This is a genomic window from Microcystis sp. M53603_WE2 (assembly GCF_030065435.1).
Genome location: NZ_JASJFF010000732.1, coordinates 1 through 2,240, shown reverse-complemented (window position 1 = coordinate 2,240; position 2,240 = coordinate 1). Strand labels below are relative to the sequence as shown.

The window sequence follows — 2,240 nt, the reverse complement described above, 5'->3', positions numbered from 1 at the left end:
CACAACAATTTACTCAGCTGGATTTGCCCCTCCCGAACAACAATTAGGCAATCAGGTATCGGCAGCCACAGATTTATATGCCCTAGCAGCTACCTGTGTTATACTCTTAACTAATCGCGATCCTGATGATCTATACGATCCCCAAAAACAGGTCTGGAATTGGCAAAATTATGCCCCCAACATCAGTGCAGATTTAGCAAGAGTATTCAATAAAATGTTACTAGCAAATCCCCTGGATAGATTTCAATCCTGTGGAGAAGTTTTAACCGCTTTAAATACACCTCCCCCATCTCCTCCATCTCCTCCACCTTCTCCAATTCCTCCATCCCCTCCAGCTTCTCCAGCTTCTCCAGTGATTAGAAAAACTTCCCGTTTTTCTCTTGGGGAAACCTTCGCTAATGCTGCCTTTACAGGATTTGAGGGGACATTATTAGTAATTGCCTTAAATAGTTTACTCCCCTCGCTAGGAATTGTCATCGCTTTTATGATCTTAGGTGGCTTAGTTTGGGCATTATTTAAAAAAGTGATTGAAGGGAGAGATTTACCGATTCTAGCAGCAATTACTCTCGCCTTCCTGTTAATTCCGCAACTGCAAGGAACCCTAAGTTTTCCTGAAATTGCTATCATTGCCGTGATGGCAGCCATCGGAGCAATTACTATTACCGCCTTTTTCGGGCTAATATATCGGATAATTTTGCGATTATTTTAAAACCCTGAAAGTGGTTAAATTATCATCACTACCGCCGGTAATCGTGCCACCGAGGTCTAAAATAGTTTGCAGATAGTCGAGGACTTCCTGAGAAATTAACTCTCCCGGCATCAAAACGGGAATACCGGGGGGATAGGGACAGATAACATCAGCACTAAGACGATCGAGGGCATTTTTCCGGGATACTATCTCTGTAGGGGCAAAAAAAGCCTTTCTAGGAGAAATAGCCAAATTTCCCGTGACTGGGGGAGGAGTGGGGGGTAAACTGGTAGAGGAAGGGGATTTAAGGCATTGAAAAGCAGTAATTAGGCGATTAATGTGTTCGCGATGGTTGCCGATGGAGATAATAAAAGTAAGTTGGCTTAAAGTCGGTAATTCTGCCGTGACGGCGTATTTTTCTCGCAAAATATCGTCTATTTCGTAACCAGTTAAGCCAAAATCTTTGACGATTACCGTTAAACGAGTGCGATCGAACCAGTGACAACCCGGGATAGAATGGGGAAAGTCTAAAACAGAGATATTAGGGATTTTATTGAGTTCTTTTCGGGCAGAAGCGGCTAAATCGAGGGTTTTGGTCAGTAAATCTAGTCCTTGCGTCGCCATTTGCTTTCTAGCACTATCAAGGGAAGCGAGAAGCAAATAACTAGGGCTAGTGGTTTGAACTAATTGTAAGGCTCGATCGACTTTTTCGGAACTAATGCGATCGCTTTTTAAGTGTAACATCGATGCTTGAGTTAAGGCCCCTAAAACCTTATGGGTGGACTGAATAGCCATATCGGCGCCGAGAGACAGGGCAGCCGGAGGTAAATCGGGATGAAAGGCAAAATGCGCCCCGTGAGCCTCATCGACGAGCAGCGGGATAGAATAATGATTGGTAATCTGGGCGATAGTTTCTAAGTCACAGCAAACCCCTTGATAGGTGGGAGAGACTACCATCACCGCTTTGGCGTCGGGATGGAGTTTCAGGGCATTTTCGAGGGATTGGGGGGTTATATTTAAATTTAGATCGATAGTGGGATTATATTCGGGATTGATAAAGATAGGTTGCGCCCCAGAGAGAATTAAGCCCGAAATTGCCGATTTATGAATATTTCTCGCCAAAATAATTTTATCTCCCTCGCCGCAAGTGGCTAAAATCGCCGCAATAATGCCACAACTGGAACCATTAACCAAAAACCAGCTTTTATCTGCCCCAAATGTCTCGGCTGCTAAAATTTGCGCTTCTTTAATCACTCCCGTCGGGGCAAACAAATTATCCAGGTCGGGTAATTCGGGTAAATCGGCTTTAAAGACGCTTTTTCCCAGTAAATTACTTAAATCCTCCCCGATTCCTTCCCCCTGCTTATGCCCTGGTGCATAAAATGGTACATCAAAACTATTGACTTTTTTTTGCAGTTGTGATACCAATGGAGCGGATTCTGGTGAAGGCATTTTGGGGTGTGGGGGGTTTGTCAGTTATCAGTAAACAGTAAACAGTAAACAGTTACCAGTAAACAGTAATTAGTGAAGATTGATCGGTGAATAATATCAT

2 protein-coding genes are annotated in these 2,240 nt (G+C 43.7%); one reads left to right on the top strand and one right to left on the bottom strand.

Going from position 1 to position 2,240, the window contains the following annotated elements; genetic code table 11:
• Positions 1–709, top strand: a 709-nt coding sequence (locus PX481_RS15815) for a serine/threonine-protein kinase (RefSeq protein ID WP_502888608.1), incomplete at its 5' end; no start/stop codon positions are given.
• Here PX481_RS15815 and PX481_RS15810 read toward each other — a convergent pair.
• Positions 701–2,140 (bottom strand): aminotransferase class I/II-fold pyridoxal phosphate-dependent enzyme, encoded by a 1,440-nt coding sequence (locus PX481_RS15810; RefSeq protein WP_288094939.1) that lies wholly within the window; start codon positions 2,138–2,140, stop codon positions 701–703. The genes PX481_RS15815 and PX481_RS15810 overlap by 9 nt on opposite strands.
• Between the last annotated feature and the right edge of the window lie 100 nt (positions 2,141–2,240).

What these genes read in the sequence shown, in the direction of transcription:
- PX481_RS15810 (WP_288094939.1), bottom strand. Translation starts at nt 2,140, where the DNA reads ATGCCTTCACCAGAATCCGCTCCATTGGTATCACAACTGCAAAAAAAA.